Source organism: Variovorax raffinosi (assembly GCF_051216615.1).
Taxonomy (GTDB): Bacteria; Pseudomonadota; Gammaproteobacteria; order Burkholderiales; family Burkholderiaceae_C; genus Variovorax.
In genome coordinates this window covers 173,809-197,281 of sequence record NZ_JBPJZR010000004.1, presented here as the reverse complement: position 1 = coordinate 197,281, position 23,473 = coordinate 173,809, and the positions used below count along the sequence as shown (strand labels likewise).

General features: G+C 63.0%; 20 protein-coding genes. 18 read left to right on the top strand and 2 right to left on the bottom strand.

Annotated elements, in window-relative coordinates:
* Nucleotide 1: 1 nt before the first annotated feature.
* Together ACSFB7_RS15020 and ACSFB7_RS15015 are read left to right on the top strand one after the other, a co-directional pair.
* Nucleotides 2-1,327 carry an MFS transporter gene (locus ACSFB7_RS15020; protein WP_435471361.1) on the top strand — a complete coding sequence of 442 codons (1,326 nt, stop codon included), beginning with the start codon at nucleotides 2-4 and terminating at the stop codon, nucleotides 1,325-1,327.
* Nucleotides 1,328-1,383: 56 nt separating this feature from the next.
* Complete coding sequence (locus ACSFB7_RS15015; protein ID WP_435471359.1) at nucleotides 1,384-2,241, top strand: IclR family transcriptional regulator; 858 nt, start codon at nucleotides 1,384-1,386, stop codon at nucleotides 2,239-2,241.
* 33 nt (nucleotides 2,242-2,274) lie between these two features.
* Here the strand turns inward: ACSFB7_RS15015 and yiaA are convergent, their stop codons facing one another.
* Nucleotides 2,275-2,712, bottom strand: a complete 438-nt coding sequence (yiaA, locus tag ACSFB7_RS15010; protein WP_435471357.1) for an inner membrane protein YiaA — start codon at nucleotides 2,710-2,712, stop codon at nucleotides 2,275-2,277.
* A gap of 113 nt (nucleotides 2,713-2,825) precedes the next feature.
* Between yiaA and ACSFB7_RS15005 the strand changes: the two genes are divergently transcribed.
* Nucleotides 2,826-3,554, top strand: coding sequence for a hypothetical protein (locus ACSFB7_RS15005; protein ID WP_435471355.1), 729 nt, complete (start codon nucleotides 2,826-2,828; stop codon nucleotides 3,552-3,554).
* A 40-nt stretch (nucleotides 3,555-3,594) separates the two neighbouring features.
* Here ACSFB7_RS15005 and argC read toward each other — a convergent pair whose 3' ends face one another.
* Complete coding sequence (argC, locus tag ACSFB7_RS15000; RefSeq protein ID WP_435471353.1) at nucleotides 3,595-4,518, bottom strand: N-acetyl-gamma-glutamyl-phosphate reductase; 924 nt, start codon at nucleotides 4,516-4,518, stop codon at nucleotides 3,595-3,597.
* A gap of 206 nt (nucleotides 4,519-4,724) precedes the next feature.
* On the opposite strand from argC, the gene sucC reads away from it, so the two are divergent.
* The 15 genes from sucC (at nucleotide 4,725) to ACSFB7_RS14925 (ending at nucleotide 23,452) form a co-directional block, all read left to right on the top strand.
* Nucleotides 4,725-5,891: an ADP-forming succinate--CoA ligase subunit beta gene (gene sucC, locus ACSFB7_RS14995; RefSeq protein ID WP_187112895.1), complete on the top strand. Its 1,167-nt coding sequence runs from the start codon at nucleotides 4,725-4,727 to the stop codon at nucleotides 5,889-5,891.
* A 10-nt stretch (nucleotides 5,892-5,901) separates the two neighbouring features.
* Nucleotides 5,902-6,795 (top strand): succinate--CoA ligase subunit alpha, encoded by an 894-nt coding sequence (sucD, locus tag ACSFB7_RS14990; RefSeq protein WP_124457755.1) that lies wholly within the window; start codon nucleotides 5,902-5,904, stop codon nucleotides 6,793-6,795.
* Between the two features lie 125 nt (nucleotides 6,796-6,920).
* Nucleotides 6,921-7,604: a TerC family protein gene (locus ACSFB7_RS14985; RefSeq protein WP_435471351.1), complete on the top strand. Its 684-nt coding sequence runs from the start codon at nucleotides 6,921-6,923 to the stop codon at nucleotides 7,602-7,604.
* 28 nt (nucleotides 7,605-7,632) lie between these two features.
* On the top strand, nucleotides 7,633-8,442 hold the full coding sequence (locus ACSFB7_RS14980) for a Stp1/IreP family PP2C-type Ser/Thr phosphatase (protein WP_435471349.1): 810 nt from the start codon (nucleotides 7,633-7,635) through the stop codon (nucleotides 8,440-8,442).
* Nucleotides 8,443-8,508: 66 nt separating this feature from the next.
* On the top strand, nucleotides 8,509-9,159 hold the full coding sequence (locus ACSFB7_RS14975; protein WP_435471346.1) for an FHA domain-containing protein: 651 nt from the start codon (nucleotides 8,509-8,511) through the stop codon (nucleotides 9,157-9,159).
* A gap of 57 nt (nucleotides 9,160-9,216) precedes the next feature.
* Nucleotides 9,217-11,469 carry a CHASE2 domain-containing protein gene (locus ACSFB7_RS14970; RefSeq protein ID WP_435471880.1) on the top strand — a complete coding sequence of 751 codons (2,253 nt, stop codon included), beginning with the start codon at nucleotides 9,217-9,219 and terminating at the stop codon, nucleotides 11,467-11,469.
* A 29-nt stretch (nucleotides 11,470-11,498) separates the two neighbouring features.
* Nucleotides 11,499-12,302 carry a 3',5'-cyclic-nucleotide phosphodiesterase gene (locus tag ACSFB7_RS14965; protein WP_435471878.1) on the top strand — a complete coding sequence of 268 codons (804 nt, stop codon included), beginning with the start codon at nucleotides 11,499-11,501 and terminating at the stop codon, nucleotides 12,300-12,302.
* 205 nt (nucleotides 12,303-12,507) lie between these two features.
* Nucleotides 12,508-12,945: a pilin gene (locus ACSFB7_RS14960; protein WP_435471344.1), complete on the top strand. Its 438-nt coding sequence runs from the start codon at nucleotides 12,508-12,510 to the stop codon at nucleotides 12,943-12,945.
* Nucleotides 12,946-13,379: 434 nt separating this feature from the next.
* Nucleotides 13,380-15,122 carry a phosphoethanolamine transferase gene (locus ACSFB7_RS14955; RefSeq protein WP_435471342.1) on the top strand — a complete coding sequence of 581 codons (1,743 nt, stop codon included), beginning with the start codon at nucleotides 13,380-13,382 and terminating at the stop codon, nucleotides 15,120-15,122.
* A 336-nt stretch (nucleotides 15,123-15,458) separates the two neighbouring features.
* Nucleotides 15,459-15,941: a GspH/FimT family pseudopilin gene (locus tag ACSFB7_RS14950; RefSeq protein WP_435471340.1), complete on the top strand. Its 483-nt coding sequence runs from the start codon at nucleotides 15,459-15,461 to the stop codon at nucleotides 15,939-15,941.
* Complete coding sequence (gene pilV, locus ACSFB7_RS14945; RefSeq protein WP_435471338.1) at nucleotides 15,938-16,504, top strand: type IV pilus modification protein PilV; 567 nt, start codon at nucleotides 15,938-15,940, stop codon at nucleotides 16,502-16,504. The genes ACSFB7_RS14950 and pilV overlap by 4 nt, the downstream gene beginning before the upstream one ends.
* Before the next feature lie 4 nt (nucleotides 16,505-16,508).
* Nucleotides 16,509-17,366 carry a PilW family protein gene (locus tag ACSFB7_RS14940; protein WP_435471336.1) on the top strand — a complete coding sequence of 286 codons (858 nt, stop codon included), beginning with the start codon at nucleotides 16,509-16,511 and terminating at the stop codon, nucleotides 17,364-17,366.
* Nucleotides 17,363-17,932 carry a pilus assembly PilX family protein gene (locus tag ACSFB7_RS14935; protein ID WP_435471334.1) on the top strand — a complete coding sequence of 190 codons (570 nt, stop codon included), beginning with the start codon at nucleotides 17,363-17,365 and terminating at the stop codon, nucleotides 17,930-17,932. The genes ACSFB7_RS14940 and ACSFB7_RS14935 overlap by 4 nt, the downstream gene beginning before the upstream one ends.
* A gap of 15 nt (nucleotides 17,933-17,947) precedes the next feature.
* On the top strand, nucleotides 17,948-22,924 hold the full coding sequence (locus ACSFB7_RS14930) for a pilus assembly protein (RefSeq protein WP_435471332.1): 4,977 nt from the start codon (nucleotides 17,948-17,950) through the stop codon (nucleotides 22,922-22,924).
* A gap of 102 nt (nucleotides 22,925-23,026) precedes the next feature.
* Nucleotides 23,027-23,452, top strand: a complete 426-nt coding sequence (locus ACSFB7_RS14925) for a type IV pilin protein (protein WP_435471330.1) — start codon at nucleotides 23,027-23,029, stop codon at nucleotides 23,450-23,452.
* Nucleotides 23,453-23,473: the final 21 nt, after the last annotated feature.

Here is a 23,473-nt window from a genome sequence, read left to right as displayed (position 1 = left end):
CATGAGCAGTTCATCCATGGCCGGAGTCGCCGTGCTGGCGGACGGCTCGGCCGCCGAGGACGCCATCTACCGCAAGGTCGGCTGGCGCGTGCTGCCGCTGCTGGTGGTCTGCTTCATCTTTGCGTACTTCGACCGCGTCAACATCAGCTTTGCCAAGCTGCAGATGCAGGGCGACCTGAGCCTCTCGGATGCCGCCTACGGGCTCGGGGCCAGCATCTTCTTCGTGGGCTACTTCATCTTCGAGGTGCCCAGCAACATCATCATGCATCGCGTGGGTGCCAAGCGATGGATCGCCCGCATCATGATCACCTGGGGGCTGGCCTCGACCGCGATGATGTTCGTGCGGTCGGAGACCTCGTTCTACATCCTGCGCTTCCTGGTGGGCGCGGCGGAGGCGGGCTTCCTGCCGGGCGTCATCCTGTACTTCACCTACTGGTTCCCGGCCCGGCGGCGCGCGCGCATCAACGCCTGGTTCATGACCTCGATCGCGATTTCGGGCGTCATCGGCGGGCCGCTGGCCGGCTGGATCATGACCCACTTCGCGGGCATGAACGGCTGGGCCGGCTGGCAGTGGCTGTTCCTGCTGGAGGGGTTGCCGACGATCCTGCTGGGGCTGGTGGTGCTGCTCCTGCTGGACAACCGCATCGAGGACGCGAAGTGGCTGAGCCATGACGAAAAGCGCCTGCTGCGCGCCAACGTCGACGCCGAGGCCGGCCAGGCCGAGCACAACTTCCTGGCGGCCCTGCGCCAGCCGGGCACGGCACTGCTGGCGTTGATCTACATGTTCATGTTGATGGGCCTGTACGGGCTGACCTTCTGGATGCCGCAGCTCATCAAGAACACCGGCATCACGAACCCGCTGAACATCGGGCTGCTCACGGCCATTCCCTATGCGGCGGCGGGCATCGCGATGGTGCTGATCGGCGCCAGCTCGGACCGCTCGGGCGAACGCCGCTGGCACCTCGGCCTGACCGTGGCCGTGGGCGGGCTGGGCTACATCTGCAGCGCCTACTTCGGCGCGTCGACCGGACTGGCGATGGCCGCGCTGACGGTGGCGGCGGTGGGCGTGATCGGCTGCCTGCCGGTGTTCTGGACGCTGCCGCCGAAGTTCCTGACGGGCACGGCTGCGGCGGGCGGCATTGCGCTGATCAACTCCATCGGCAACCTCGGCGGCATCATCAGCCCGTACATGGTGGGCAAGGTGCATGACATGACCGGCAGCACGCAGGTCGGCCTGTACGTGATCGCCGGCGTGACGCTGCTTGCCGCCGCGCTCATCCTGTTCGCCCTGCCGCGGCAGATTGCCGGAAAGGACCGCGTGGCCTGATGCGCCGCCCGGCTTCGCCTGAAGCCGGCCTGCCATGCGTGTACGCTTGAAGCGCCATGAATCCAAAGATGCCGAGCAGCCCTGCAGAACCATTGATCGAAGCCCCGTCGTCCGAGCCGGAAGACGGGCTGGACGCCGGGCCGCGCTATTCGGCGCCGGCCCTTGAAAAGGGGCTGGACATCCTGGAGGTGCTGGCCGACAGCGTCACCGGCTGCACGCTCAACGAGCTGGCGCAGAAGGTGGGCCGCAAGGTCAGCGAGATCTTCCGCATGGCGGTGACGCTGCAGCGGCGCGGCTATGTGCAGGTCGACGAGAACGACCGCTACACGCTCACGCTGCGGATGTTCGAGCTGGCGCATCGCCAGCAGCCGCTCAAGAGCCTGGTGAGCGCGGCGCTGCCGCTGCTGCGCGAGCTGGCGAATCGCTCGCGCCAGTCGTGCCACCTGGCGATGTACCAGGGCGGGCGGGTGGTGGTGATTGCGCAGGTCGAGAGCCCGGAGCGCTGGTCCTTCGGGCTCAAGGTGGGCGTGGTGATGGGGCTGACGGACACCTCCTCGGGCCATGTGCTGCTGGCGTTTCGCGACGAGATCGACCGCGCCCGCATGCTGCGCGCCCACATTGGCGTGGAAGGCGAACTCGACATGGATCCCGGCGAGCTGTTCTCGATCCTGCAAGAGGTGCGAGAGCGCGGCTACTCGGCAATGCCGAGCAAGCAGACGCGGGGCATCACCAACATCGCGTTCCCGGTGATGGGTGTGGCCGACCACGTCATCGCGTCCATCAACGTGCCGTACATCGAGCGCATCGACCAGAAGGCCGGCCCCGATGTGACGCAGGTGCAGGAGATTGCCGGCAGCATCGCGGCACGCCTGTCGGCGCTGATGGGCGCCAGCGGCTACAACGACAACGAGTAGCGCGGCTGGCGCGAAGGGCGGGCTACGGGGGCTTCAGCCCGCGTCGGGAATGTCGTCGGCCGTGGGGTTTTCGGTCTTGTACGCGGCGATGTCGCGCACGTTCTTCTGCACGGCCACTGCGCCGAACAGGCTCAGCAGGAAGGCCATGCCGTAGAAGCCTTTTTCGCTGTTGGCCAGCGTGGCATTGAACAGGCCGACGGCGAGCAGCGCCACCGACAACAGCAGCGAGATCCAGCACAGGCCGTAGTAGATGGCGGTGACGGGGGTGCCTTCGAGCTTGTCGCGCACAGTCTTCTGCAGCGACACGGCCGCGAACAGGCCGTACATCAGGATGGTGAAGTAGTAGCCCTTTTCATTGAGCTGCATCGTGGCGTTCCACAGCCCGATCAGGTAGACGACGGCGCCGGCAAGCAGTGCGGCCCAAGAAGCGGCGACGAACGCCCCGGTCGGTTTCTGAAACTTGACTGCCATGGCAATCCTCCTGGTTGTTGTGTGGCGCGATTATGGAGTTGGACTGCGATGGCATGATCAACAATCGTTGCCGCCGCGGCGACAGGCCTTCAACAACTTCAGGGAGCCCTTCGATGCCATCAGAGCCCGTCAACCAGCCGTCCCTCGCGCGTACCGGTGCCAAGGCCGGCTTTGCTTTCGTCGGGTCGGTGATCAAGGGCGGCCTGCTCGGCGTGATTCTGGGTGGCGGTGTTTTCGTCTTCTATCTGAGCCAGTTGCAGGGGCCGGGCAATCCGGCGGCGCGTGCTGGCGGGTTCGGCGCCATCGTGGCGCTGCTCACTTCGCCGCCGCTGATGGTGGCTGTTCTGCTGCTCCTGTTTGTCGGCGTCTACGTGATGCTGGGTGTGGCGCAAGGCCGTGCACGCGCCATGCAGCATCTGGTGGCGGCACGCGGCGAGGTGGTGGCGCAGAAGTTGGGTGGCGCCATCGCGGGTCGCATCGAAGCCATGCCGCGCACCCACGGCACGCTGCAGCGCGCGGCCGACTGGCTGTCGGTCGACGCGTTGAGCAAGCAGCTTGCACCGGTGCTGGGTGAGGGCAAGGCGGCGCGGTCGGTGGTTTCGTTCGTGCTGAACCGGCTGCCGATGAGCGAGATGCTCGCCGAGTGGCAGGAAGGCCGTGCCGCGCAGGGCGAGCCGGCTGCCGGCGAAGGCGCCGCGCAAGACCCGGCGCTGCGCGCCCTGCTCACGCGCCGCATCAACGAGACGCTGCAGGACATGGCGACGCCGTCGCGCAAGCCGCTGTACATCGCGCTGGGCGCGCACGCGGCCCTGCTGGGTGTGGGCCTGTGGCTGGTTAACTAACTAACGGACTGACTGACGCTGAAGCGAAGGGGCGTGGCGCTCAGAGCGCCAGCATCAGCTTCAGGTTCTGCACCGCGGCGCCGCTGGCGCCCTTGCCGAGGTTGTCCAGGCGAGCGATCACCACGGCATGGCGGTGGTCTTCGTTCGGGAACACGCGGATCTCGAGCAGGTTGGTGTCGTTGAGCGCCAGCGCATCGAGCTTGCCGTCTTCGGTGGGCGGCAGCACCTTCACGAACTGTTCGGGCGTGTTGCTCTTTGCGTAGTGCGCGGCCAGTGCGTCCTGCAGGTCGCCGGCCTTCGGCTTGCCGGGCAGCAGGTCGAGGTGCAGCGGCAACTGGACCAGCATGCCCTGCTTGAAATTGCCCACGGACGGAATGAAGACCGGCCGGCGGGTCAGGCCCGTGTAGGCCATGATTTCAGGAATGTGCTTGTGCTTCAGGCCCAGCGCGTAGGTCTCGAAGAGCGGTGCCTCGTCTTTTTCGTAGGCCTCGATCATGGTCCGGCCGCCGCCCGAATAGCCGCTCACCGAAGGCAGCGAGATCGGGAAGTCGACCGGCAGCAGGCCCGCGTCGATCAGCGGGCGCACCATGGCGATCGCGCCGGTGGCGTAGCAGCCGGGGTTGCCGACGCGGTCGGCCTGGGCCACGGCCTGCCAGTGGCCGGCCACCAGTTCGGGGAAGCCGAACACCCAGCCGGGCGCGATGCGGTGCGCCGTGGAGGCGTCGATGATCTTGGGCTTCTTGCCGGGCAGCTGGTCGATCAGCGCGACCGATTCGCGTGCCGCGTCGTCGTGCAGGCACAGCACCACGAGGTCGACGCCGGCCATCAGGTCGCGCTTGGCGTTCACGTCTTTTCGCAGCTCGGGCGCAATGCTCACGAGGTCGATTTGCGGCATCGTTTGAAGCCGTTCGCGAATCTGCAGGCCGGTGGTACCGGCTTCGCCGTCGATGAAAACCTTGGCCATGATGGGAGTGTGCTCGGGGTAGCTAGAAGAAAGTACGTATTGACCGCACCCACACGTACAGTATTGGTGCGGCGCACCATGATACAGTCCGCGGTTGTTCGCCGCCCCCAGCCGTCAGGCTGCCGTCGCCCGCGAACAACAGAGCACAAACACTCTCACCTCCCAATCTCCCGTTCTCAACCTCCTCCTTCCGAGAGACATCCCTCATGAAGATTCACGAGTACCAAGGCAAGGAAATCCTTGCCAAGTTCGGCGTGCCGGTGCCGCGCGGCATCCCGGCATACACGGTCCAGGAGGCTGTCGAAGCCGCCCAGAAGCTTGGAGGCCCGGTCTGGGTCGTCAAGGCCCAGATCCACGCGGGTGGCCGCGGCAAGGGCGGCGGCGTCAAGGTCGCCAAGTCGATCGAAGACGTCAAGAAGCTGGCCGGCGAAATCCTCGGCATGCAGCTCAAGACCCACCAGACCGGCCCCGAAGGCCAGAAGGTGCGCCGCCTCTACATCGAAGATGGCGCCGACATCAACAAGGAATACTACATTTCGGCCGTGACCGACCGCGCGACCCAGAAGGTCGCGTTCATCGCTTCGAGCGAAGGCGGCATGGACATCGAGGAAGTGGCTCACTCCTCGCCCGAGAAGATCATCACGGTGTTCGCAGACCCCGAAAAGGGCCTGACCGACGAACAGGCCAAGCAGATCGCCGACGGCATCGGCATGCCGGCCGACTCGACCGCCCAGACGGTCGACATCCTCAAGAAGCTCTACGCCTGCTACATGGAGACGGACGCCTCGCTGGTCGAGATCAATCCGCTCAACCGTGACAGCAAGGGCAACGTCATGGCGCTGGACGCCAAGTTCAACTTCGACAGCAACGCGCTGTTCCGCCACCCCGAAATCGTGGCCCTGCGCGACCTCGACGAAGAAGACGCAGCCGAAGTCGAAGCCTCGAAGTTCGACCTGGCCTACATCTCGCTGGACGGCAACATCGGCTGCCTGGTGAACGGTGCCGGCCTGGCCATGGCCACCATGGACACCATCAAGCTGTTCGGCGGCGAGCCGGCCAACTTCCTGGACGTGGGCGGCGGTGCCACCCCCGAGAAGGTCACGGAAGCCTTCAAGATCATGCTGAAGAACAAGAACGTGGAAGCCATCCTCGTGAACATCTTCGGCGGCATCATGAAGTGCGACACCATCGCCACCGGCGTGATCGCGGCTTGCAAGGCCGTGAACCTGCAAGTGCCGCTGGTCGTGCGCATGAAGGGCACCAACGAAGTCGAAGGCAAGAAGCTGCTGGCCGATTCGGGCCTGCCGATCATCAGCGCCGACACCATGGCGGACGCGGCCCAGAAGGTCGTCGCAGCAGTCAAGAAGGCCTAAGGAACAAGTCATGTCGATCTACATCAACAAAGACACCAAAGTCATCACGCAAGGCATTACCGGCAAGACCGGTCAGTTCCACACCGAGAAGTGCCAGGAATACGCGAACGGCAAGAACGCCTTCGTGGCGGGCGTGAACCCGAAGAAGGCCGGCGAGTCGATCTTCAACATCCCGATCTTCGGTTCGGTCAAGGAAGCTGCTTCGCAAACCGGCGCCACCGTGTCGGTGATCTACGTGCCGCCGGCAGGCGCCGCGGCCGCCATCTGGGAAGCTGTCGAAGCCGACCTGGACCTGGCGATCTGCATCACCGAAGGCATCCCGGTCCGGGACATGCTCGAAGTGCGCAACAAGATGAAGGCCAAGGAAGCGGCCGGCGGCAAGAAGACCCTGCTGCTGGGCCCGAACTGCCCCGGCCTGATCACGCCCGACGAAATCAAGATCGGCATCATGCCCGGCCACATCCACCGCAAGGGCCGCATCGGCGTGGTCTCGCGCTCGGGCACGCTGACGTACGAAGCCGTGGCTCAACTGACGGAAATCGGCCTGGGCCAATCGTCGGCAGTCGGCATCGGCGGCGATCCGATCAATGGCCTCAAGCACATCGACGTGATGAAGGCCTTCAACGACGATCCGGACACCGACGCGGTCATCATGATCGGCGAAATCGGCGGCCCCGACGAGGCTGACGCAGCCCGCTGGTGCAAGGAACACATGAAGAAGCCGGTCGTCGGCTTCATCGCCGGTGTCACCGCCCCCCCCGGCAAGCGCATGGGCCACGCCGGCGCGCTGATCTCGGGCGGTGCCGACACGGCCGATGCCAAGCTCGCCATCATGGAAGAGTGCGGCTTCACCGTGACGCGCAACTTCTCGGAACTGGCCAAGCTGCTCAAGGCAAGGCTGTAAGAGACGACTCCACGACACCGGCCGCAGAGCCGGGTCATGAGAGGGCCACGCAGAAATAAAAAAGCGCCCGCACTGGATTGCGGGCGCTTTTTTCAATAAAACACAGTGGAATCGGGATCAGAGACATGGAACTCCTTCAAAGCACAGACTTCTGGATCGGTCTGCTCAAGATCGTCTGGATCAACATCATCCTGTCGGGCGACAACGCCGTGGTCATTGCCATGGCCGCGCGATCGCTGCCGCCTGCGCAGCAGAAAAAAGCCGTGATGTTCGGCTCGGGCGCGGCCGTGGTGCTGCGCATCGTGCTCACGGTGGTGGCGGCCAAGCTGCTCGCGCTGCCTTACCTGCAGATCATCGGCGGCCTGCTGCTGCTGTGGATCGGCCTGCAGTTGCTCAGCGAAGAAGACGATGGCGAAGGAGAAAGCAAGGAATACGGCAGCATGATGGTGGCCGTGCGCACCATCCTCCTGGCAGACCTCGTGATGAGCCTGGACAACGTGATCGCCGTCGCGGCGGCCGCGCAGGGCAGCATGGTGCTGCTGGTGCTGGGCCTGGCGATCAGCATTCCGCTGGTGATCTTCGGCAGCACGCTCATGATCAAGCTCATGGAACGCTTCCCCATCATCATCATGCTGGGTGCCGCGCTGATCGGCTGGGTCGGCGGCGAGACCATCGTGAGCGACGTCGTGCTGCGCGACACGCTGGCGGCCAACCCCTGGTTGCACTATGCGGCGGCAGCCGCCGGCGCGGTGTTCGTCGTGGCCGCCGGCCGCCTGATGCAACGGCGTGCACACGCCGCTGCGCACTGAGCGTTCGCGAAGTCGGCACTGGCAAACCATGGCGAGTGTCGGCGTTTCCCTGTTCTCGACCCGGCCCCCGCTGACCTGGGAGTTCGCCGCGCTGACCGATGTCGGCCGGCTGCGCGCCCACAACGAAGACGCCGTGCACGTGGATGCCGCGCTCGGCCTGGCGCTGCTGGCCGACGGCATGGGCGGCTACAAGGGTGGTGAAGTGGCCAGCGCCATGGCCATCTCGCTGCTGCACGCCAGCTTCGGCCGCTGGTTCGCCCAGGCCGGGATGCAGGCGCCGGCCCGCGTGGTCCGGCGGGCGCTTCAGGCGGCCACGGACGAGGCCAACGGATCGATCCTGCACGCCGGCACCACCAACCCGGAACTGCAGGGCATGGGAACGACGCTGGTGCTGGCCGCGTTCCGCCCGCAACGCGTGGTGGTCGGGCACATCGGCGATTCGCGCTGCTATCGCCTGCGCAACAACAAGCTGGAGCTGCTCACGCGTGACCATTCGCTGCGCCAGCAGCAACTGGACGCCGGTGCCATCACCGCCGAGGAAGCCCTCAATTCGCCGACCCGCAACCTCGTGACGCGGGCCGTCGGCGTGGAGCCCCAGGTCCTGCTGGAAATGCATGAGCACAGCGCCCGGCCCGGCGATCTCTATATGCTTTGCTCCGACGGGCTGAGCGAGATGGTCTCGGATGGGCAGCTTTTCACGCTTCTTGGACACGATGTCGGGCTTCAGAAAAAAGCTTCACTTTTGGTTGCAATTGCAAACGACAATGGTGGACGGGACAACATTTCGGTTGTTCTGGCAAGGGCGGGCGTTGCCGAAGTGCCCCGGGCGGCCAGGTAACAGGCCCCGACGGCTGCACGCCGTCCCGCTTGCCGTCGTTAAAGCTTTGCATTCGGGGGGTCGGCAATGCCGAAGATGATCATTTCGGTCGATGGCGTTGTCATCGGGCAAGTGGCACTCGCCAAGGACCGCACGACGCTTGGCCGGCGTGCCTACAACGACATCGTGATCGACAATCTGGCGGTCAGCGGCGAGCACGCCGTGCTGCACATGAGCGATGGCGAAGTCGAAATTGAAGATCTCAACAGCACCAACGGCACCTACGTCAATGCGCTCGCCATCCAGAAGCAGGCGCTCAAGGACAACGATGTCATCGAGGTCGGGGGCTGCCGCATCCATTTCCGCGCGCGCAGCAACCTGGCCATCGGTCCCGGCTCGGTCCGCACGGCGTCCGGCGAGTTTTCAGGATCCATGCCGCTCTCGTCCGCGCCCACGGAGTCGGGTGCGCTCGTCGAACTCGGCATTCCCGTGCTGCGTGTGCTGTCCGGCGCCAACCAAGGACAGGACGTCTCGCTGCAGAAAGTGGTCACCACCATCGGCAAGCCCGGCGTTGCCGTGGCCGTCGTCACGCGCCGCCGGCAAGGCTACGTCGCGGCCAGCGCCGTGGGCGGCGTCACGCTCAATGGCGTGCTGCTGGGGACCGACGCGGTCGCCTTGCAGGAACTCGACGTGCTCGAGCTTGGCGACAAGACGCGCATGCAGTTCGTGCGGGTCTGAGCCTTTCCTTTTTCTTGGCCGTCGCGGCGGTCTTCGCCGTCCGGGCGGCGCGCCATGATGAGCGTGCTGCGGCGGCATTGGCCGCGCATCGCCATCACGCTGCTGCCGGTTCTGCTGGCGCTGGCGCATGCCACCGACATGTGGCAGTTGACCGCATTCGAGCGCCTTGACCGCCTGATCTACGACATCCGGCTGCGCGCCACCATGCCGCGCACGCTCGATTCGCGCGTCGTGATCGTCGATGTCGACGACACCAGCCTTTCGCGCGAGGGCCAGTGGCCCTGGCCCCGCGACAAGATCGCCCGCCTGACCACCGAGCTTCTGACCCGCCAGCAGGCGGCGGTGCTCGGCTTCGACGTCATGTTCCTCGAGCCCGACCGGAGCGCCGGCCTCGAGAGGCTGCGAGAGATTGCCAACGGGCCGCTGCGCAACATGCAGGGCCTTGCGGCGGAGATCGAGCGGCTCGCGCCTACGCTGAACCACGACGCCACCTTTGCCCAAGCGCTGAACGGCCAGCGGGTTGCGCTCGGCTACTACTTCACGCGAACCGCAACCCCGAGCGCCAAGGGCCAGTTGCCCGCCACGCCGCTCCTGCCGCCCGATGCCTTTCCCGCGGGCGGCGCCTATGCCACGAGCTGGAACGGCTTCGGGGCCAGCCTGCCGGAGCTGGCGAAGGCTGCGCCCGCCGCGGGATTCCTGAACACGCTGGTCGGCGACAGCGGCGATGGCGTCATTCGCAGCGTGCCGCTGATCGCGCGCTACGAAGGCGATCAGGCGCAGCCCGGCTACTACGAATCGCTGAGTCTCGCGGTCTACCGGCTGGCGAACGGCTCGCCGCCGGTGCGCCCGGCCTTCGCGCCCGGCAGCGAGGTGCCCAGGCTCGAATCGCTGCGGCTCGGGCGCCTGCGCATCCCCGTCGATCAGTCCGCCAGCATGCAGGTGCCGTTTCGCGGACCGGGCGGCGCAGGTGCGGGATCGTTCCGCTACGTGGCGGCCGCCGACGTGCTCGAAGGCCGACTGGGTCCGGGTGAGCTGAAAGACAAGATCGTGCTCGTGGGCGCCACGGCGCCGGGCCTGCAGGACCTGCGCGCCACACCGGTCGGCGCCGCGTTTCCGGGTGTCGAGGTGCATGCCAACATCGTCTCGGGCCTGCTCGATCACCGCCTGCTCGCGGTGCCGGACTATGCGCCCGGCTACGAGGTGCTGACCATCCTGGTCGCGGGCCTCGTGCTGGCATTCGGGTTGTCGCTGCTGTCGGCATCGCGTGCCGTGTTGCTGGCCGCAGGCACGACGGCCGCGCTGGTCGGCCTCAACACCTGGCTCTACGTGAGCGAGAGCCTCGTGCTGCCGCTGGCCTCGGCACTTGCCACGACGGCGCTGGCTTTCGTGCTCAACATGAGCTGGGGCTACTTCGTCGAATCTCGCGCGCGGCGCGGCCTCGTGCGGCTCTTCGGCACCTACGTGCCGCCGCAGCTCGTCAACGAAATGCTCGTGCACCCCGACCGCTACAGCATGCGCGCCGAGAGCAAGCCGATGACCGTGATGTTCTGCGACATGCGCGACTTCACCCGTTTGTCGGAGCAGATGGCGCCGGCCGAGCTGCAAGCTTTTTTGAATACCGTCTTCAGCCGGCTCACCGACGTGATCAGCGCGCACCGCGGCACCGTCGACAAGTACATGGGCGATTGCGTCATGGCCTTCTGGGGCGCGCCGATCGACACGCCCGACCACGCGGCGCTGGCCGTGCGCGCGGCGCTCGACATGGCCGATGCCGTGCGCGAGATCAACAGCATGCACCGCGCCGCCGGCCGGCCCGAGATCAGCGTGGGCATCGGCATCAACAGCGGCGTGATGAGCGTGGGCGACATGGGCTCGACCGCGCGCCGCAGCTACACCGTGGTCGGCGACGCGGTCAATCTTGCGTCGCGCCTCGAAGGACTGAGCGGGCACTACGGCGTCGAGATCATCGCCAGCGGCGCGACCCGCGAGCTGGCGCCCGACTACATCTGGCAGGAGCTCGACAGCGTGCGCGTCAAGGGAAAGGCACAAGTCGTTGCCGTTTTTACGCCGCTGGACGCGCGCACGGCCGACGCGATGAAGCAGGCGCAACAACTGCTCGAACGCTGGGCCGGCGTGCTCGCGGCTTATCGGCGGCAGGACTGGGCGGTGGGCCGAAACTTGCTGGCACCCCTGCTCGCGGCCGATGCCAAAAAAGTCCTTTACCAGCTCTACGCCCAGCGTTTAGCCTCGATGGCGTTGCGTCCGCAAGACCCGAACTGGGACGGCGCAACCCGGTTCGAAACCAAATGACGACAGACACATACAAGGGGTCTCTCACAATGCAGGTTCGTGTGCTGGGTTGCTCGGGCGCCATCGCCAAAGACTGCCGCACCACCTCGTTTCTGGTCGACACGGACCTGCTCGTCGATGCGGGCACCGGGGTCGGAGATCTCACGCTCGAAGAGATGGCCGGCATCAACGATGTCGTGCTGACCCACAGCCACCTCGACCACATCGCCGCGCTGCCTTTGATGCTCGATGCCGTGGGCAGCCGCCGCACGCAACCGCTGCGTGTGCACGCGCTGCGAGCCACCATCGAGGCGCTGCGCGCGCATGTGTTCAACAACGTCATCTGGCCCGATTTCGAGAGCATTCCGAGCCCTGAGGCGCCCTTCGTGAGCTTTCACGATATTGCGGTGGGGCAGGTGCTGCAGCTGGGCAGCTGCGCGCCCAAGCTGATCGAGGTGCTGCCCGCTGTGCACACGGTGCCGGCCTGCGGGTTCGCCGTGCGAAGAGCTACCGGCGGAGCCCACTGGGTTTTCAGCGGCGATACCGAGCGCAACGCGCCTTTCTGGGAGCGCGTCAATGCGATCGAGGTGGCGATGCTGGTGATCGAGACGGCCTTCAGCAGCCGCGAAAAGGCACTGGCTGAACGCAGCCTGCATCTGTCGCCTGCTGTGCTGGCGGATGAACTGGCGCATATCGAGCCGGGCAAGCAATACCCGATCTACATCACCCATACCAAGCCGGCGGAAACCGACGAAATCATGAGCCAGATCGGGGCGCTGGCGGACCATCAGGTGGCCGGGCTGGCGCAGCGCGACATACGCTGGCTCAAGGCGGATGGGATCCTGACTTTCTGACGGTTTCCGATGCGTTGGCATGACAAATTTGTCACCGCTTGTAGCATCTTGAAGCAAGTTATGTCACTTGGTGTAACGCCAAGGTGGCCAAAGATGACGGGTTTGGGCAGCGCGGGGCCTTGGGAACGGGTGGCACGGATGCTGCGGAAGGTACTGCGCTCCGGGCTGGTTCCCGGGCTCTACAAACCAACCTGGAGTTAGTCAAATGAACCGTCGCACTCTCGCTCGCCGCGCACAAGCCGGCTTTACCCTTATCGAATTGATGATCGTTGTGGCGATCATCGGTATCTTGGCTGCTGTGGCTTTGCCGGCTTACCAAGACTATACGGTTCGTGCACGCGTGTCGGAAGCTATGGTTGCCGCTTCTGCCGCCAAAGCAACGATCGGCGAAAACATCGCTTCTGCCGCCAGCGTGATTGATGTCAACTCTTGCAACGGTGTCACGAACAGCACCGTCGCTACAGAAAACGTCAAAAGCCTCGTTTGTGCAAGCGGGGTGCTGACGCTGACCGGCACCACAAAGGCAGGCGACGCCTCGATCGTCCTTACGCCGGTGGTCAACGCTGACAAGGTTGTGGTCTGGACCTGCGCTGGTTCGCCCGCAAAGTATGTTCCCGCTCAGTGCCGTGCAGCTGCCACCTAATCAAATTGATGCGTCAAGCGAAAGCCGCCTATGGGCGGCTTTTTTAATATCCGAGAAATCCCAGCAGCACTCCAATTCGAGTGTGTTGCTTTGATCGAATCGTTGATCTGCGGTGCAATGCAGTTATTGGTGTGCTCGCTGCGATCAGCGTACCCAGGTACTGATGCACGTGCTCAGATCGCAATCGAATTTGCAGGCTACAGCTGAAATGCAACGCCTGCCATCGCCGCAATCTGGACCTCTACGTGTACTTGTGCTTCCTGGGTCGCGTGATCTGCCCACTATCGCGGCCACGTTTGGCAATGTCGGGAGAGGACCTGCGCAAACGCCCACACTTGAACGCGGCGGATGGGTGAGAACTAGGGTCTTCGCGCCGCCAGTATCGACCACAGGTAAGCAAGCACGGCCTGTGCTGCGAAAAGGATGTCAAGACAATGCGATTTGCGCCGAAGCCCACGACATCAACAATAAGTGGTGAATGGATCGCGTCTCTGATCCTTGCGCTGCTGGTGCTTGTGCTGATAGCCCCGAACTTCCTCATCGTTCGCAGTGCCGCCAATATTCTCGAAACGTCGTATACGGAGAACATAGCTTACGCAGCCTGCTTCTGGGCGCTGGTCTTTGCTGTCGCGCCCCGCCTCTGGATGGGCCTTGTTGTGGCGACAGTGCCTTCACTCTGGTGGTCGCTTGAAGTCTTCTTGCGCGTGAATTTTGCACAGCCGGTGACACCGACTTTCGTTGGCATGGCAATGGATGCGGACGCACGCGAGATGGCCGAGTTCCTGTCGACTTCGGGATGGGCTGTGTTGTTTCCGGGTGTCCTATTTATCAGCGTCGCCATCGTGCTGGGGATGTATCTGTATCGCAAGCGCGCCAGATGGACGCACCGTTCACGCCACTGGGTCTTGCTTACCGTTCCGGCGATCCTGATCTTGCTAGCGCTGTTGCATAGGGATATGGGCGATGCTGCTGCCGCTGCTCCGGAGCCCTTCGTCAATAGGGCGGGCAGCATGGCCGCGGTCTTAGCAACGGTCTATCCGCTTGACCTGCCTCTATCGGCAATCTGGGTACACCAGGATGCATCGATCATCCGACAACTCAGAGCAAAACTGAGCGGCTTCGACTTCGAGCCGAAACTTGCCGACGCGCATCTCGACACGGTCGTGCTGGTAGTCGGAGAATCCTCGCGCTCCGATCGATGGCAGCTTTTTGGCTATGAACGAAAGACCACGCCGAAGCTGTCGGCGATGGGCGACCTGATCCTTTTCCCTGATGTAGTTACACAGTCGGTCGCTACGCGATATGCCGTGCCCAACCTCATCTCCCGGCGACCGGTGCTGGCGAGTGACGGAAAAGTTGCTCCCAGTGCGGAGCCGTCGATCTTGGCGGCGCTTAAGCAGATGGGCTATCGAACATCTTGGTTATCGAACCAAGGTGTGGGGGGGTTTTATGAAAGTCCCATCGCGATGTACGCTGGCGATGCGGACGAAGCGATTTACCTTAACCCGACAAGCTACGACGCTCGAGGAACCTACGACGAAGTACTGCTCGAGCCGTTGCGCCGAAGGTTGGACATCAAGGGCAGAAAATTCATTGTGGTGCACACGCTGGGCAGCCATTTCGATTTCTCGCATCGCTACCCGCCGGCCTTCGATATCTACCGTCCTTCATTGACAACCGTTCCAGTACAGGATGGCATCAAGGAAAACGCCTCACTCGCGGTGCAGGCCAGCAATGCGTACGACAACAGTATCCAGTACACCGATTCGCTGCTTTCGCAAATCATCGAGGGCGTTGACCGGAAGGGGGATGCGGCGGTGGTGATGTACATCTCTGATCACGGGCAGGACGTGTTCGACCAGCCATGCAAGGCGAAAAGCATCACGCGAGCATCGAGCCATTCTTTCATCGTTCCAGCGCTGATCTGGTCGAGCGCCAAGGCCAAGCTGCTGATCGGTGATCGACTGGATGCGCTTTCTAATACGCGAACCCGACCCAAAGTCGCCAATGCTGTGCCTCAGACTTTGCTCGATCTTATTGGGGTAATAACGCCTCCTGCGACGAGAACACCCAGTTGGCTTGATCGGGAACATGGACCTAGACGGGTTTCTTCCAAACAAGGCTGGGTCGACTTCGATGCTGCTGCTGCCCGGAATACCTGTGAGATCGGCCCTTAGCCCATGCTGTTGTGTCCACGCCGACGGCTTGATGTAGAAGTGCAGCGCGGTGAGCGTGGAGACGAGGCGGATCTTTTTGCCCTTGAGTTTCACGCTCGCTCATCACGCCAGATGTAATCAAGAGCGGCTTGCCATGGGTGTCGCGACTTGATACGAAGCAAGGCATGGTGTGTACATTCGTTTACTAGTGCCGTGCAAAACCTTGCATTTCTGACAAACGGTCGCTTCGGGATGGCAAGCGGTCCTTTGGTGGAGTAACGATTTCGCTCACAAACGTTACGATGGGAAACACTCCTAACTCAATCTGACGCCGTCAGTCGACAGCCCCAGTGCCCAATGAAAAAACCAGCTGTGTCACTGCATGGGCAGAAAGGCTTCACTCTGATCGAAGCGATGATCGTTGTTGCCTTGGTAGCTATCTTGGCTGCGTTGGCAATACCGTCGTTCACAACCCTCACTGCCAATCAACGGGTGACTTCTGCGGCGCAGGAGTTGCAGACCCTGCTCCAATTCGCCCGTGCCGAGAGTGTCTACAAGCGCACGGAAAGCACTGTCACCGCAACAGGGCAGAAGTGGCAAGCGCAAGCAGGAGAAAAAGTGCTGCGCGAGGCCACATTGCCCGATACCGTCAGCGTCGAGCCTGGCTCTTCAGGCGGCGTGGTCTTCGAGGTGACGGGCAAGGCCCGACCCGCTTCCGGTGGCGTCTCATACACGGTATCGGTTTCCGCGACCAATGCGACGCGCGTGCAGTGCCTCAGTGTGACCGGCGCGGGCTTGGTGCGGCTGCAGCATGTAGCAACTGGGCAGGCCTGCTCATGAAGCCCGGCATTTTTGTCGGAGTTTCGCCGATGAATGTCTCCCGTTCTCCATCGTCATCCCGACAAGCGGGTCTGAGCCTCATCGAGGTTCTCATGGCTGTCCTGCTCGTGAGCATCGGCCTGCTCGGCGCCGCAGGCATGCACGTGCGCGCCATCCAATTCACCACCGATACCGAGCGGCGCCAGATGGCATCGATGGTTGCCTCCGAGTTGATGGAGACGATGCGTGGCGACACGCTCACCGTGCTGCAAACCAACGGCACGCCCAAGGCGGATTTGGGCGGCTACGCGAAAGCGATGGGGACCGAGCTGGATGCGGTCACAGTGAACGATTGCCAACCGTTGGCCGCAATTCCCGCCAAGCGGCTGGGCTGCTGGGGCGCGCGTGCCAGGCAGCTCATGCCGGAACTACCCGCTGCTCTTGTTACGAGCAACTTCGTCGTCGGCCTGGATGCGGGAAACGGTGTGATCTCGGTCACCGTAGCCTGGCCGGTCAAGAAGGGCCAGTGTCTGGATGGAACCGACAATGATTTTTGCTCCTACACGTTGCGATCGAGGCTCTGAGCCCGTGTCGCGTACATGTCCGCAGACGCACAGCAGCGTCATTTGCCGCTCTAGAGCGGCCGAGCAGGGCCTCTCGCTGGTGGAGCTCATGGTGGCAATGGCCGTGGGCCTTGTCGTCGTCTTGATCGCCACCACCATCTACATGGAAAGCTTGCGTAACTTTGGTTTTCGCGCAAGTCAGAGCGAGAACCTCGGCAACAGCCGCTACGTGCTAGGCACCTTGGACAATGAGTTCACGAAGGCCGGCTATCGGCGCGATCCGACGCAGGCCATGGACGAGGCCTTTCCTGCCGACGGCGCTGCGCATCCCAACGGCTGTCAGTTCGCCGTGGGCCAGGCCATCTACGCGGTCGACACGGGCACCTTGTGCATCCGTTATCAGCCGCGCGACAACAATGAGAAGGACTGCGCGGGGTCATCGGCGGGTATTGCCGGGCTGGGGGCCTATGAAGCGCCGCCCGCGCCGGCCCTGGGGGCAGGCCTGTTCGTCGAAAAGTACTTTCTCAACCAGGGCGCGCTGGTCTGCCAAGCCGGTAGTCAGGCTGAAGACAAGCGGGAAGTGGCAGACGGGGTGCGAAGCGTGCTCTTCGAGTTCGGGGTTGGCAAGGGCAACGATTCGTTCGCCGAGCGGCGTGTCGAAGAGTTCAAGACCAGCAAGCCCGCAGCCGATGAAGCCATCAGGTCATTGCGCTATGCCATTTTGCTGTCGAGTTCGGCAGAAAGGGTCACCGGAGGCATGGAGTCCTCCACATGCACCCGCTGGGAAGGCGTGGGCGGTGCCAGCGCCAGCTGCGACACCAGTAAGGGCCAGCTCTACCAGCTTGCGAGCGGCTCCCTCACGCTGAGAAACCTGATGCCATGAGCGCACGCCATATTTCAATTTCGTCCCAACGGCTACACCAGCGCGGAGCTGCGCTGTTCGTCGCCATGATCATGATGCTGCTGGTGCTGATATTGGCCGTGGTCGGCATGCGCACCATCACGCTTGAGTCACGCATCGCCGGCAACGTGCTCGAGAACCAGAAGCTGCAGGAAACGGCGGACGGCGCGCTGCGGGAGGGTGAACGCATCATCCAGAAGTATGGACTGTCGTTGTCCAAGTGTGCTGATGGCGCGGCCAGCCCCTATGACGGGGTCAAGCCCTGTTTCATTTCCGACGCCCGCACTGATCCCCTCGGATTGAATACCTCGTTCGCCGCCAAGACCGCTGCTACCGGATTCGCGAACCCCTATGGCTATTGGTATCCGCGCTACATCTCCACCGTCTGCCCCAAGGGTTCGAGCGCTACATCCGCGCTCGAAGCCGCAAGCACCGGCTGTACCGAGTTCTACGAGCTCAACGCCCAGGCCACCGCCGAAACCAGCGTGCAAGCCTGCGGCTCGCAGGCGTTTTGCCTGCGTTCCACAGTCAATCTCTTCATCAAATAGTCGAGGAGGGCTGCAATGGCTCGTTCCACACGTTCAAATCGCTCAACTTTTCGTATCTTCCACACGGTCGGCCTGCTTGCCGCCGTAGCGGCATTGCTTTTCGGCCAGCACCTTGCGACCGCGCAAGACAGCGGAGATACGGCTTTGGCACAGACGCCGCTGTTCGTGAGCGAGAGCAACCCGCCGTTGAATATGCTGGTGATGGGGCGCGACCATAAGCTCTACTACGAGGCCTACAACGACGCCTCCGACCTGAACGGCGACGGCGTGATCGACGTGGGCTACAAGCCCGATCAGATCGACTATTACGGGTACTTCAACAACAACGCCTGCTACGAATACAGCAACGACAAGTTCTCGCCTGCTGCGGCAGCCACAGGTGCCAAGAAGAAAATCTGTGCTGGTGGAACTCGCTGGAGCGGCGACTTCCTTAACTACCTCGCCACATCGCGCATGGATGCCATTCGCCGGGTACTTTATGGCGGAATGCGCGTGACCGATACCACCAGCAGCACCGTTCTGCAGGCGGCCTATGTGCCTCGTGACGCGCACGCCTGGGGCAAGGCCTATGACCCCGTTCGCGATGGTGCTGTCTACAACATCAGCGACTACGCGCCGCTGGCGCAGCCGGTGAGCGGCACCCGCCATCTCTTTGCCGTGACCACACTGGGCGAAACCGATGACAACGCGATCCCTCGCCTGCGAGTGCTCAACGACTCGAAGTTCCAGATCTGGGACTGGGTGTCCAAGGAGGGGACCGCGGGGCAGGACCTTTGCCTCGGTGGTGTGGCATGCGCGGTGGATGGTGGCTCGCAATTTGAGATGTTGCCCAGCAGCGCATATCAGAAGCTGACCATCATGACGTGGAAGAAGACAAACAACGCGGCGACACCCACGACTGCGGCGCAAATGACCAAGTTCTTCACCGACAACGGAAAGAGCGCCAATTTGTGCGGCACGAGCGCGATCGCCACGATCGACACCACTGGCGGAAACAACAACCCGTTCAGCGGCACCAATGGCTGCACCCACGACAACTACCTGACCGAGATCCTGGGAGAGGTCTACATTCCAGCGGCGGGGGCTTACACCTTTGCCGTTGATGGAGACGATGCCGTGGAGGCCACCATCGACGGCACAAGCTGGGGTTGGTATGGCGGCCATGGCGCGGATCGCAGTCAAAACGGCTTGCAGAGTCACTCGAAGATCTTCAACTTCACGACGGCAGGCTGGAAGACGGTGAAGTTTCGCCATGTCGAAGGAGCAGGCGATGACAACTGGGGGCTGGCCCTGAAGGTGACTCGGCCTGCCAGCGCCATAGTGACCCGCAAGATCCGGGTGGAGGCCTGCTCCAGCACCGACGCGGCCTTGCGTGAAGCCAGTTGCAAGTCCTATCCGAACAACGGCGGTACAGCCATCTACAAGCCGACCGGCTTGCTGCACGACTTCGGTGAGAACAACAAGATGTACTTCGGCCTGCTCTCGGGCTCGTACCAGAAAAATATCGCGGGCGGCATTCTGCGGCGCAACATGAGCAGCTTTGCCGACGAGGTCAATCCGCAGACGGGCGCGTTCCAGACTGGCGTCGCCGGTGTCGTTGCCAACATTGACCGTCTGCGCCTGATCGGCTTCAACGGCAGCCAGTACAACGATTGCGGCTGGATCACCGATGGGCCTATCAGCGGCAAGACCGATCCGTCGATGTGTGCGATGTGGGGCAACCCGGTGGGCGAGATGATGTTCGAGACGCTGCGCTATTTCGGCGGAGCCTCCGGCGCCCACAGCCAGTACGACTATGGCAGCGGGTCCAAGGACAGCGCAAATCCTTTGAACCTTTCCAAGCCCGACTGGGTGTCGCCTTACGCGGCAAAACCCAGCGGTGGCGGCTATCAGCATTGCGCGCGCCCGGTGATGACAGTTCTTAGCGACATCAATCCTTCGTATGACACCAAGCTGCCGGGTAGCCGCTACCAGTCTGTTGCCGTCAATGCCGACGCCCTGGCCGGCTTCAATGTCGCCAACGAGGTGCAGGCCATCGGCGCTGCGGAGGGCATTCATGGCAAGAGCTTTTTCATTGGCCAGTCAAGCTCGACCAACGCGAACGGCGCACCGTCAGTGAAGACGGTCGACGATCTTTCCTGGGTGCGCGGACTGTCGCCCCAGGAGCCCAGCAAGGAAGGCAGCTATTACTCCGCGGGGGTATCGCGCTTTGGTGCCAACAATGCCGTTTTCGGCAATGCCAAGGGCAAGAATCGGCTGATGACCTATTCGGTAGCCATTGCCTCTCCACTGCCGGAGATCCGCTTTCCAGTGGGCAATGGCCGGTTCGTGACGATCTCCCCCTTTGCCAAATCCGTGACTGGCTTCAGCATTGATCCCACGCGCTTCGCGCCGACCAATCAGATCGTGGACTACTACGTGGACCGCATCGCCAACACCGGCACAGCCGACCAAAACTCCAGCATCAATGAGGGGCGGGCCTATGCGGAGTTCCGCATCAACTACGAGGACGTGGAGCAAGGCGCCGACCACGACATGGATGCCATCTCGCGCTATATCGTCTCGCTGCAGGCGAACGGCAGCGTGAAGGTCGACATGCTGTCCGAATATGCAGCGGGCAGCATCGGTCAACACATGGGCTATGTGGTCTCTGGAACCACCCAGGATGGCATGTATCTGGAGGTGAGGGACAAGGACACGGCATCCGTGTATTACGCGCTGAATACGCCTCCCAACCGTCCGCCTGGCTATTGCGAAGGGCGACCCTCCTCCGATTCGGAGTGCACCAACCTGCCGCTCTCGGCCAGTCGCACCTTCACACCCAGTACTACTGGCTCTTCGGGCAGCTTCCTCAAGGATCCTTTGTGGTACGCCGCCAAGTACGGCATGCCAGGGCGCGATCCGGCTACGGTCGTGGGCGACCCGGACAACTATTTCCTGGTCACCAACGCCACCACGCTGAAGGCGCAGATGACCAAGGCCTTCAACGATATCCTGCAGAACACCAATTCGGTCACGGCGGTATCTGTGGATGTGCCCGGGGGCACGATCGCCGCGGGCGCAGACATTTACCGCACCCGCTTTGAGGCCGATGGCTGGGTCGGCGACGTGATTCGCGAGAGGCTCACCGAAAGCGCCACCAACGGCTTGAACTACGTGCGGCAGTGGAGTGCGGCAGAGAAGCTGTCTACGCGCGCGACGGCCCGAAACATCCTGTATGCCGGTGCCGGCACTACCACGCCAACCCTGCGTCCCTTTACCTTTGTCGGTATTAACGGTCAGACGGCCGATGCAGCTTGGCTCACGGCGCTCAACAAGAGTCCTGCCACGAATCTGGCGGACGCGAAAGCCGAACAGCGCATCAGCTTCCTGCGCGGCGAGAACGATGCGTTCCGTGCCCGCAAGAGCCTGCCCAACACCAAGTCCAATCTGCTGGGTGACATCGTCAACTCTTCGCCACTGCGCGTGAAGGGAGCGCTCTACCGGCCAGCAGCAGCGGATCCGTTGGAAGGAACCGGCAGCAACTATGCGGCTTTTGCCGCAGGACAGGCGAGCCAGCCCGAGATGATCTACGTGGGCGCCAACGACGGCATGTTCCACGCCTTCCGCGCCGAGAACGGCGTAGAGGAATTCGCCTTCATTCCCACGGCGATGCGTAACAACCTGAACACGCTCACTGCGCCCGATTACGGCAAGAAGGATGGGACGCCTCACCGCTACTACGTTGATGGCACGCCTGTTGCCTCGGACGTGTATTTCGGCAGTGCATGGCACAAGGTGCTGATCGGCAGCCTGGGGGCGGGCGGCAGGCAGGTGTTTGCGCTGGACGTCACTAACCCCACTTCCCCTCAGTTGCTGTGGGAGTTTGGTTCTGATCAAAACTCCAACATGGGCAATTCGCTGCCGCAGCCAACCATCGCCCGCCTCAATGATCCTGCAACGGGCAAAGGCAAATGGGTCGCGCTGGTACCCGGCGGCTACCAAGGAGGCAACAGCACTGCAGGCGGTGGGGGTGCCAGCCTGTTCGTTCTGGACATCTCCAACGGCAGCGTGCTCCGGCGTTTCGATCTGGATGGCGGCATGACGACCGCCGAGCTGACAGCTTCAATGCCGCTGGGCAATGGCCTGTCGCGTGTGACCGCCGTGGACAACACCCGTGACGGCAAGGTGGACCTGGCCTATGCAGGTGACTTGGCTGGCAATGTGTGGCGTTTCGACATGAGCAGCGGTGATATCTCCGCGTGGACAGTGCAGAAGTTCTTCACCGCCAAGGACGCGGACGGCAAACGCCAAGCCATCACAGCGGCGCCCTACGTGACACAGCACCCGACGGGAAAGGGCGATCTGGTGATCTTCGGTACGGGCCGCTTGCTGACGGCCAGCGACAAGAGCAGCACACAGAGGCAGACCACGTATGGCATCTGGGACCGCTATAGCGACAGGGGTGCGACAGCTCCTACGCCATTGCCGACGGCGTCTAAGGGGCGCAGCGATCTGCAGGGCCAATCGTTCACGGAACTGGTGGCTGGCACAGGCAATTTCTCGCTGACGAACAACACGGTGCATTGGTACAAGGCCGACGCCACTGGCAAGAGAGACAGCGATGTCGAGAAGTGGGGCTGGGTTGTGGACCTGCCGCGTAATGGGGAGAAGGTGGTCTACGACATGACGCTATATGGCCGGGGGCTGTTCCTGTCATCGGTGCGGACTTCAGAGGACCCCTGCGCAGCGGGCATGGGCGGCACGATCTACGGCATCGATCCGAACGGCGGTGGCCGCACCGATTACGTCGTATTCGACATGAACGGTGATGGTGTCTTCGATGCCTCTGACGCGGTGGGTGGCGGCCAAGTCAATGGCACGGAAACGGGGGCAGGCAAGCAGACCATTCGCGGGGAGCGGGTGTTCGATCCCAGCGCGAACGCCGAACGGCGGGTCAACCACGGCTTGCAGTTCGGCCGTCAAAGCTGGCGCAAGCAGCCGCCGAACTGATGTTTCAAGCTCTCTCCAATGAGATGGTGAAGGCGGCGCCTCACCTGACGCTGCTCGCATTCGCTCAAGTGGCGAGCCGCATGTTTTTTGAAGGAGAAACCAGTGCGCAACGCTGAAAAGGGCTTCACCCTGATCGAGCTGATGATTACCGTAGCAATCGTCGCCATCCTGGCGGCGATTGCTTACCCGTCATACATGGAGTACGTGATGCGGTCCCGACGGGTGGAGGGGCAGAACCTGCTCAATGATGCCGCCGCGCGCCAAGAGCGTTGGAGGGCGCAGAACGGTAGTTATTCCGACGCAGTGAACAAGCTGAACCTGCCATACGGTGCTGGGTCGCAAAACGGCTACTACACGTTGACCGTGAGTGCGGCCGCTGACGGCGGCGACGGCGGCTATACATTAAAGGCCACGCGCGCGGGGGCGCAGGCTTCGGATCGCAAGTGCGGCGACTTCACTTTGGATGCCAAGGGCGCCAAGGGCATGGCTGCCGGTACCCCCGGTACAGCGGCGAATTGCTGGCGCTAGGGCTGTTCGCCTTACAGATTC

Bases quoted from the DNA above. Each gene is read 5' to 3' on its own strand.
- ACSFB7_RS15020 (WP_435471361.1), top strand. From the start codon at position 2: ATGAGCAGTTCATCCATGGCCGGAGTCGCCGTGCTGGCGGACGGCTCG.
- ACSFB7_RS15015 (WP_435471359.1), top strand. From the start codon at position 1,384: ATGAATCCAAAGATGCCGAGCAGCCCTGCAGAACCATTGATCGAAGCC.
- yiaA (WP_435471357.1), bottom strand. From the start codon at position 2,712: ATGGCAGTCAAGTTTCAGAAACCGACCGGGGCGTTCGTCGCCGCTTCT.
- ACSFB7_RS15005 (WP_435471355.1), top strand. From the start codon at position 2,826: ATGCCATCAGAGCCCGTCAACCAGCCGTCCCTCGCGCGTACCGGTGCC.
- argC (WP_435471353.1), bottom strand. From the start codon at position 4,518: ATGGCCAAGGTTTTCATCGACGGCGAAGCCGGTACCACCGGCCTGCAG.
- sucC (WP_187112895.1), top strand. From the start codon at position 4,725: ATGAAGATTCACGAGTACCAAGGCAAGGAAATCCTTGCCAAGTTCGGC.
- sucD (WP_124457755.1), top strand. From the start codon at position 5,902: ATGTCGATCTACATCAACAAAGACACCAAAGTCATCACGCAAGGCATT.
- ACSFB7_RS14985 (WP_435471351.1), top strand. From the start codon at position 6,921: ATGGAACTCCTTCAAAGCACAGACTTCTGGATCGGTCTGCTCAAGATC.
- ACSFB7_RS14980 (WP_435471349.1), top strand. From the start codon at position 7,633: ATGGCGAGTGTCGGCGTTTCCCTGTTCTCGACCCGGCCCCCGCTGACC.
- ACSFB7_RS14975 (WP_435471346.1), top strand. From the start codon at position 8,509: ATGCCGAAGATGATCATTTCGGTCGATGGCGTTGTCATCGGGCAAGTG.
- ACSFB7_RS14970 (WP_435471880.1), top strand. From the start codon at position 9,217: ATGAGCGTGCTGCGGCGGCATTGGCCGCGCATCGCCATCACGCTGCTG.
- ACSFB7_RS14965 (WP_435471878.1), top strand. From the start codon at position 11,499: ATGCAGGTTCGTGTGCTGGGTTGCTCGGGCGCCATCGCCAAAGACTGC.
- ACSFB7_RS14960 (WP_435471344.1), top strand. From the start codon at position 12,508: ATGAACCGTCGCACTCTCGCTCGCCGCGCACAAGCCGGCTTTACCCTT.
- ACSFB7_RS14955 (WP_435471342.1), top strand. From the start codon at position 13,380: ATGCGATTTGCGCCGAAGCCCACGACATCAACAATAAGTGGTGAATGG.
- ACSFB7_RS14950 (WP_435471340.1), top strand. From the start codon at position 15,459: ATGAAAAAACCAGCTGTGTCACTGCATGGGCAGAAAGGCTTCACTCTG.
- pilV (WP_435471338.1), top strand. From the start codon at position 15,938: ATGAAGCCCGGCATTTTTGTCGGAGTTTCGCCGATGAATGTCTCCCGT.
- ACSFB7_RS14935 (WP_435471334.1), top strand. From the start codon at position 17,363: ATGAGCGCACGCCATATTTCAATTTCGTCCCAACGGCTACACCAGCGC.
- ACSFB7_RS14930 (WP_435471332.1), top strand. From the start codon at position 17,948: ATGGCTCGTTCCACACGTTCAAATCGCTCAACTTTTCGTATCTTCCAC.